8 protein-coding genes are annotated in these 8,542 nt (G+C 45.4%); 7 read left to right on the top strand and 1 reads right to left on the bottom strand.

Translation table 11 applies throughout. The annotated features are described in order from the left end of the window. Nucleotides 1-184: 184 nt before the first annotated feature. The 3 genes from H1S01_RS19140 (at nt 185) to H1S01_RS19150 (ending at nt 2,783) form a co-directional block, all read left to right on the top strand. Entirely contained in the window at nt 185-967 is a 783-nt protein-coding gene (locus tag H1S01_RS19140; protein ID WP_188041996.1) for a phage antirepressor KilAC domain-containing protein, read from the top strand. 62 nt (nt 968-1,029) lie between these two features. Then, a complete protein-coding gene (locus tag H1S01_RS19145) occupies nt 1,030-1,830 on the top strand; it encodes an ORF6N domain-containing protein (RefSeq protein ID WP_188041997.1) in 801 nt (266 codons plus the stop codon). Next, nucleotides 1,830-2,783, top strand: coding sequence for a toprim domain-containing protein (locus H1S01_RS19150; RefSeq protein ID WP_188041998.1), 954 nt, complete (start codon nt 1,830-1,832; stop codon nt 2,781-2,783). The genes H1S01_RS19145 and H1S01_RS19150 overlap by 1 nt, the downstream gene beginning before the upstream one ends. Nucleotides 2,784-3,165: 382 nt before the next feature. Here H1S01_RS19150 and H1S01_RS19155 read toward each other — a convergent pair whose 3' ends face one another. Next, nucleotides 3,166-3,591 carry a helix-turn-helix domain-containing protein gene (locus H1S01_RS19155; RefSeq protein WP_188041999.1) on the bottom strand — a complete coding sequence of 142 codons (426 nt, stop codon included), beginning with the start codon at nt 3,589-3,591 and terminating at the stop codon, nt 3,166-3,168. Between the two features lie 398 nt (nt 3,592-3,989). Between H1S01_RS19155 and H1S01_RS19160 the strand changes: the two genes are divergently transcribed. The 4 genes from H1S01_RS19160 to H1S01_RS19175 form a co-directional block, all read left to right on the top strand. Beyond that, the gene (locus H1S01_RS19160) at nt 3,990-4,601 is read left to right on the top strand and encodes a sigma-70 family RNA polymerase sigma factor (RefSeq protein WP_188042000.1); all 612 of its coding nucleotides are present in this window, start codon (nt 3,990-3,992) and stop codon (nt 4,599-4,601) included. A 76-nt stretch (nt 4,602-4,677) separates the two neighbouring features. Beyond that, nucleotides 4,678-5,361 (top strand): hypothetical protein, encoded by a 684-nt coding sequence (locus tag H1S01_RS19165; RefSeq protein ID WP_188042001.1) that lies wholly within the window; start codon nt 4,678-4,680, stop codon nt 5,359-5,361. A gap of 18 nt (nt 5,362-5,379) precedes the next feature. Then, nucleotides 5,380-7,671: a DNA polymerase gene (locus tag H1S01_RS19170; RefSeq protein ID WP_243237446.1), complete on the top strand. Its 2,292-nt coding sequence runs from the start codon at nt 5,380-5,382 to the stop codon at nt 7,669-7,671. Continuing rightward, nucleotides 7,650-8,542 (top strand): hypothetical protein (locus H1S01_RS19175; RefSeq protein WP_188042002.1); only part of this gene is annotated, 893 nt, incomplete at its 3' end. The genes H1S01_RS19170 and H1S01_RS19175, both read left to right, overlap by 22 nt.

Here is an 8,542-nt window from a genome sequence, read left to right on the forward strand (position 1 = left end):
TACTTTTCGGTCAAGGAATACACCTTCTGGAAAGATGGACAATGGATGACTCGTTGCCGAACGCTGGTTTCTCCCACTGGGATAGAATTCATCCGGAATGTTCTGAAGCGAAGAAAACTGGCCTCTTAATGGATGCCCAACTATAAAACCAAAACTTAAAACAATAATTAGGAGGACGACATCAATGATGAAGTTATCTTTATCGGTGATTGAACAAAAAGGCCAACGGGTACTGACAACGGCACAACTAGCTGAAGTATTTGGAACCGATTCTTCAACACTAAACCTAAACTTTCATCGAAATAAAAATAGGTATACCTTGAACAAGCACTTCTTCGCTCTAGAAGGTCCCGAAAAGAGAGAATTCATGAACCTATTTCAAAATGAAATCGGTTCCCAAAATAGCTTGAAAAACGCCAAAACCTTATACCTTTGGACTGAAAAAGGAGCTTGCCTACATGCGAAAAGCCTAAAGACAGATCAAGCTTGGGCTGCTTATGAACAGTTAGTCGATGAATATTACCGTCTGAAAGAACAGATATCACGCCCCACCTACGAGGGCCGGCTAATTCCTCAGAACTACGTTGAAGCACTGGATGCTCTTGTCCAAACAGAAAAAATGCGACTAGAACTCGTCGCTAAGGTTGAGGCCGATGCACCGAAAGTGGAAGCTTTTGATACCTTTATCGAATCCCATGGGTGGCAAACCATGTCAGAAGTGGCCAAGTCCATGGATGAAGGTCGCAACCTAACCTATGAGGCACTACGCAATGAAGGGATTTTAATCAAGAGTGGAATGGATAAGAATTTACCGCTTCAAAAGTATATCGAGAGCGGCTATTTCTCAGTGAAAGAATATAGCTTCTTCGCCAATGGATTGTGGCATACCAAAAGTCGCACATTGGTGTCTCCAAAAGGTGTAGAGTTCATTCGGCAAGTCCTTCAAAAAAGAAAGGTTGTGGCTTGAGTTGAGATACCGAGTACTAATATTACCGATTAATTCTAATAAAAACATTGGAGGAAATGAAAATGACGAATTTGCAAGTGATTGAACGTGAAGGACAACGGGTTCTGTTATCAACTCAATTAGCTCAAGCCTACGAAACGGATACGACTACCATAAGAACTAACTTTTCTAGAAATAAGAAGAGATTTATCGAGGGTAAACATTACATTCCACTCCAAGGTGAAGAAAAAATGAACCTGTTACAAAGTGTAACAGGTTTACCCTCGACGCTAAAGAACGCCAGGACACTTTACCTTTGGACCGAAAAAGGAGCCTTCATGCACGCAAAGTCCCTCGAAACCGACCGGGCTTGGGAAGCCTATGAGATGTTAGTCGATGAGTATTACTGTTTGAAGGAAAAGACTCAATCGAAAATACGAGTGGAAGATGTTCTTTCAATGACAGTGGATCGCCTCATATTAAATGAAAAAACGGTCAGTCATGCACTATCTGTAGCGGCAGAGACGAGAAAGGAACTTGACCAACTTAAAGAAGAATTTCGACTGTTCAAAAGAAGTGTTAGTCGTTGGGGTGGTAGAGCTACAGTTGTTGACATTCCGTCCATGGATAATGAGCTTCGGAACAAACTAACAAAAATGATCTATGTATTCTCTCAACAATCAGGAATTCACGTAAAGAAGGCCTGGTGCGTGGAATTCGACAAGGCATTTTATAACAAATACAAGATTAATCCTGGTGAAGGAAAAATTCTAGGACTTACTCGTCCGGTATATCTCTCGGAGAAGGGGATGCTCCCACAAGCCATAGAAGTGGTGAAGGAAATGATTGATTCTCTGGATATATCAGAAGCACAGGCGGCGTAATGACCACAATCCGATGCCATAAAATAGACGTAGACATCGCCAGAGAACTTCAATTGTATGATTGGCAACGGCCACGGTGGATGGGGGAGAAGTTCATAGCCTGTTCCCCCTTCCGATCCGAACGCCATCCATCTTTTGCTGTCCATCTTCATACCGGAGTTTGGATTGATAGTGGAAGCGATGACGAGGAATGGAAAAAGGGCGGATTCGCGAAGCTCCTGTCTTGGTTACGGAATGAAACGATTTTTGAAACGGAAAGTTACCTAATACAAGAGTATGGAATCCTTCTAAAGGACATCGATTCCGTGCAACTATCTTTTCGTCTCCCCGTAGAAGAGACCCGGCTCGAACCCTTGCCGTTGGAACGGTTAAAAGAATTCCGATATCGTCACCCGTACCTGGAACAACGGGGTATTCAGGAACCGCACCAGCGTGCCTTTCAGATAGGCTATGACCGAAAGAATCGGGCTATTACCTTTCCCTGGTTCGACCGTAATGGGGCGTTAGTAACGATTAAGTTCCGTAGCGTCAATCACAAATGGTTCTGGTATGTATCCGATGGACAGCCCGTAAAAAACCACGTCTACGGAATGAACCGTATCTATCAAGCGAGAGCATCTCGGGCACACATCGTCGAGAGCGAAATCGACGCGATCACCCTATGGCAAATTGGACAACCGGCTATCGCACTTGGGGGAGCCCATCTGTCCACACGCCAGCGAGAACTGATTCTCCAATCGCCCATTCAAGAGCTAGTTGTTGCCACCGATAACGACCGTGCCGGGAGAAGGATTGCGGAAAGTATTATCCGGCAGTTGGGAGGTTATGTCCGTCTACAAGAGATTCAACTGCCGGATTCTGCAAAAGATATCAACGATGTTCCTGTGAATGAACGTATGGGGGTGTTAGATCGCACTCGAGAGGTGCCCTATTGGAAAGACGGATATGCGTAATTTATGGAAATAATAGGAGAGAAAGACCAGCTAAGAATAGTATAACGGCGGTTATTCTCATTTTATGAAAAATATAATTTGTCCGAGCTGGATTCTTTTCCACAGCAACCAAATCTGGCGATTTTAACATCATAATGTATTGAAAAATAAGTTCAAAAACCTCGGGAACTTTTTCGGGATTTGTAAAAATAACGTATTTATTTTCTCCAACGGGCATTTTTATCATGGTTTGGTTAACATTTCGATCAATTCGTATATCCAGAAAGAATCTGCTCCCTCGAATCCAAGCGACGATGAACGCAGACATGAACAGTAAAATACATGCAATAATGATTTTTAATACAAACAAAAGTAGTATCACATCCTCTTATTGCATAATTGTTTAACTTTTTCGTTTTTCAATGTCCTGTTTATACGATAAATAGACATTGAAAAATTCATCGTACAAGTCTTGCTTTTCTTCTTCGGAAAGTCGAGGATCTCTAGAAATCGTTGCCAGCGTTTTTTGGATTCCCGGATTCTTTTCTAACACTGTCGTAGCTGTAGCAGAAATCTTGCCAAAGCGATTAAATAAATCCTCTATGTCAATTTCATACAGAACAGCCAACTCCATAATTAATTTATCGCTGGGTGTTTTGAAGCCGCGCTCTAATTCGGATAAATACGCAGCAGAAACCCCCACTTTTTTCCCAAGTTCGGTCAACGTGAGTTCATGTTTTTCCCGTAGACCCCGGAGATATTCGCCGACATCTGCCTGTCGCTCTAATTGGGCTGCTTTTTCTCGGGCCGTTTGTTTCCGCTCAGCCATGGTTTATCCTTTCGAAGCGTATCGTATACCCCCGAAATTACATTCCCCACAACGATGAGAGTCTATGTGCAATTTGGATTCCAGCGTTTTACATCTATTCGCCCTGTAGGAATAGTGGTATCGTAAGGGTGTCGCTAGTTTAACCAACCGGTTGAACACAAATGCCAGAAAGCAAAAGCCTAAAATGGAATCAAAAACGGTTGCAGAGGTTTCACTGGATTCGCTCCATGTTCCTCGCAACCTTTTTTTTCTGCCCTGCGATTACCAATTAGGTCCACGGATTAAATTGGAATTAGCAATCTTGGCTTTTCGATGTCACAAACGGCGAAAAAAAGCGATTTGATAAGTGTAGGGGTTTTAACCTCTCCCACAAAAAAATTCGGAAAGGGTCGGTGAAGTTGAAGTATCAGGAGTTGGACCAAAAAGCGAACGAACTGGCGACCAAGATTTCCAAAGGCGGTGATGCAGAGGCACTTAATGAACTCCTCAAGCTAATGCAGCCCATCGTGAAAAAAGAGGCCCGAAAGCGAAGTATCAGTACCAACGGTCTTCTGGAGTACGAAGAACTTGAAAGCTTGTTCAACGAAACGGTGTGGAAATCGGCGGTTCACTATAAAGGGGAATCAAACTTTACTCAGTGTTTACGATTACGTCTAAACCGAATGGCCATCAAACTATACCGACATTACACCGGCAAAAAGCAGATATCTCCCATGATGAAGGTGTCCTTAGATTATGTAGATAGTGAAACGGGTGAATCGCTCAGCCAAATCTTAAAAGATACAGAGATATTGGAAGATCAAATCATGACAAAAAAATTGCTCGATGAGTTCTGCCAAACTCACGAGCATGATGGTTGGATTATTCGAATGTTAGAATACGGGTTCAAACCTGACGAAGTATCTAAAATGCTTGGCGCACCGTCGTATGATGGGAAATCCCGTCAGGCGATGAGCCGACTAAAGAAAAAACTGATCAATTACCTAGCTCAAGAAGAGCAGGTTGCTTAAACAATGTTCAGTTGCTATTATAACCGAATTTGTCCGTCGATAGTAATAACAATGTTTAACTAGGGAGGAATTGTTTGTGTCTATTGTCACTGCAAGAGGTAAAGCAGCTAAAGAATCCATGACGAAGAAATCTTTTAATATCGACTTTAAGAAAGTCTATATCCGGTTAAAAGACGGTGATTCTGTTCGGGTTCGATTGCTGTCTCCTGAAGATTATGTGGAATACCGGGCACACGGTTCCTATCAACACGGCATATACACTCAGCCTTGTATTGAACCGGCAGGCCACAAATGTGCTCATTGCGATGCGTCCAAAGCAGGGTTAGAAGAGTACCAAGGGCTCAGAGTTCGCAAACGATACCTTTTCGCGATGGCCGATATCGATGAAGGGAGCATTCGTGTGTTCGATGGCACTCGTGGTCAATCGCAAAACATCATTGAGTCCATTGAACAGTATAAGGAAGATTTACACGACTTGGCCTTTGTCTTCAAGCGAACCGGCACGAAAGTGGATACCAGCTTTACGCTAAATCCCATTATTAAGTTGAAACCAGAGGATCGAGAGAGATTCCGGCGATTTGACGAGATGACCGTGGAAGAAGTCTTCTACGATACAGTGCTCCAACCGCGAACTCGGCAACAGCAGATCGATGAGTTAGAGAAAGCCGGGTTTCCGGTGGACAAGTTCTTTGGGAACGAGGCATCTGAAGACGGAGTAAAACCCATCGAAGCGGATGATACACCGGAAAACGTATTTTAAGTCAAAGGAGCAAATCGGTTGAAAACTATAAGAGGTGATGAGGCCGAACTGAATATGGGATTACCGAAGCCCATTGAACCGGATGCATCGGACCGAATTCGTGAGGCTCAGTTACGAAAGGAGATGGCACAGCGAGAACCCACTTGGGAAGAAGTGTGGTTCTCCGGATGGGTTAGTCATACAGGAACCACGAAGAAAGCGATTTTCCAAACGAACCTTTCGAACCTTGACAAGGAACGCCTAAAGTCGGTCAAGTCGGCCATTGATGCCGGTGAAATCGGCGTTGGCGTAGAAAGCCTTAAGAAGTTTACCAAGGCCCATGCCATGCGGTTGTGGCGCGACTTGCAAGACCAGCGAAAGGAATCGGTCCTTAAAGACATGGTCGCCCAGACACCGGAAAACTATCGGCTGGTGCAAACGGAATCGCAGTTGGAGCAGTTGATCATCGATCTGAAAGAAGAACCTATTATAGCATTCGATACAGAAACAACGGGTTTGGACGTGTACAACGATACAATCGTTGGCATGTCCCTAACCCTGCCCCGAGCGGATTATCACGTTTATATTCCGGTAGCCCACAAAGCCGGGAAGCAGTTAAAACGCTCGGTCGTCATGGATGCACTTATGCCGATGCTCACTAACCCGAAGGTAGGCAAAGTGCTTCATAACGCTAAGTATGATATGCACATGTTAATTCGCCACGGAGTACGTATGCGAGGATTGGCTCACGACACTCGGGTAGCCATGGCTCTGCTGAATGAAAATGAACCGTCATATGCCCTGAAGAGTCTGGCCACGAAATACGGTAGGCATTTTGGATTTGAAGATACCAGCCACACCTTTGAAGACCTCTTTGGAAAGACCTGTTTCGATGAAGTCCCATTGGATGTTGCCTTGGTCTATGCGGCTAAGGATACACACCTCACGTGGAAGCTCTATGAGTGGCAACGGCAGCACCTTCAGCGATTGGGTAAGCTGGACCAACTATATAGGGAACTGGAGAATCCGTTAATTGAAGTCTGTGTCGATATGGAACAGTGCGGGTTCCTTATTGACCGGAACTACGCCCAGAAATACGGCGAGGAACTACGGGGTGAGATCTGCCAACTGGAGCTATCCCTAACTGATCACTTCGGAGATATCAATTTTAACTCACCCATCCAGTTGTCCCGGAAGCTGTACGATGAACTAAAGTTGCCTGAGGTCAATGATCGGTCCACCGATGTGAAAACGCTAAAAGCCTTAAAGGACAAGCATCCCGGAATTGAGCACCTATTAAAGTACCGGGAACTCACAAAACTCCTAAGTACCTACGTTGAGGCCTTGCCGGAACGAATTAAGTCCGATGGCAGGATTCATGGATCGTTTAATCAGGTGGCCACCGTGACTGGCCGGTTCTCTAGCAACGAGCCGAACCTGCAAAATCTGCCGACCAATGCAAGGAAGCTGATTATTGCTCCACCCGGCAAGCTGATTATTGGGAGTGACTTCTCACAAATCGAACCTCGAGTTTTAGCCCATATCAGCGGTGATCGCCATTTACAAGAGCCATATCTGAACGGTCAAGATTTGTATTCCACGTTGGCTAGTCGGGTATTCAAGAAGCCCATCGAAGAGTGCGGCGATGGGTCGAAGTACCGGAAGATGATGAAGGTCGGACTTCTGGCGATTCTTTACGGGACCAGTATGTTTACCTTATCAGAACAGTTGGGTATCGAAGTGAACGAGGCACAGGAGTTTATCCGTGATGTTTTTAGAACCTACCCTCAAGTCCATTTCTTCATTAAATATACGCATGAGTTTGTTAAGGAAAATGAGTACGTGGAAACCCTGTACGGAAGAAAACGACGGTTCCCCGGTCATCGCCAGAAAGCGAAGGTCTACGATTCCTTGGCAAAACAAATCTGTGAGATTCTCGGAGTGGAAGAACTGCCCCTTAATGTATGGCGAAACAAAGATATCCCTCGTGACCTCAAGCGGAAATTTTACGATGTCAAGGGAGATGTAGAATCGGCTCGGCGGCAGAGTGTCAACGCTGTTATCCAAGGTACGGCCGCCGATATCATGAAGCGAGCCATGCTGAATTTACAACAGTATTGCTTAGCGAGAGGCTGGTCACTGTGCGGCACGGTTCATGACGAGGCATTGATGCTAGTGGATGATAGTGTTACCGAGTGTGATGTACAGGAAATTGAGGCGTGCATGACTGCTGCGGCCTCACTGGCAGTACCGCTTTGTGTCGATACCGAAATCATGCAACGATGGGGCGAAGGGGTAAAGAAAGGGGAGTGGTTTGCATCGGCAGCTTAATCAATCGAGTTGGAGCAAAGGAACTCCGGCAGGAAGTTTTATATGATGCCAACGATCGTGGTAAAGAGTTGACCAAAGCAATCCTTGAACATTTCGACGCGATTCATTCCATCGAGGAACCGAACGATAACGAGATCGAAAAGTATCTTCTGATGGATGAACTGGATGGTTTAAATAGCGATACGAGCAAGCTGGGCTTTCAACGTGGAGTCATTACCTTCTCGCCTTCATCGGCCTACAAATGTGAACGGGAACTTTATTTCAAGGTTAAAAAAGTAGAAGCCTCTTTTGTTGACCGCTTTCCCTATCAACGCCGATGGTCCCGCAACGGCTCGGCAGTTCACCGGGCGGTGCAACGAGATTTGCTGTATGCCGAGACACATCTGGATGCACCGAAGTTTACGGTGGTACGGACGAAAACCACCAATCGACCGGCATGGGAAAAGAACATTCGGCAGGTTAGGCAGTTTGAGCACCAGGGCCAGCGATTCCAACTGTACGGCATGATGGACGGCGTCCTTCAATACCAACCGGATGGCAGCAAGATTGGACTGGAGTTTAAGACCAAGTCCACCACCCTTGGCGTTATCGGTGAGTACAAGATGAAGGACGCTCAAGCAGATCACAAAGAGCAGTGCGTGGCTTACTCGCTATTATTCGGCTTCGACGAGTTCCTCATTGTCTATGAATCACTTGCCAAGGACAGCTGGACAAAAGGTGCGGAAGCCAAGCCGGACATGCGAGCCTTTTATATGAAGGTATCCGATGAAGAACGCAATCGACTGCTGGATAAATTCGCAGACGTGGCCGGTATGTGCTACGCCAATGAACTGCCTCGGGCCATGGTGGAGAAATGCTTCTTCTGCCTGTA

Source organism: Heliobacterium chlorum (assembly GCF_014502795.1).
In the GTDB taxonomy this organism is placed as follows: Bacteria; Bacillota; Desulfitobacteriia; order Heliobacteriales; family Heliobacteriaceae; genus Heliobacterium; species Heliobacterium chlorum.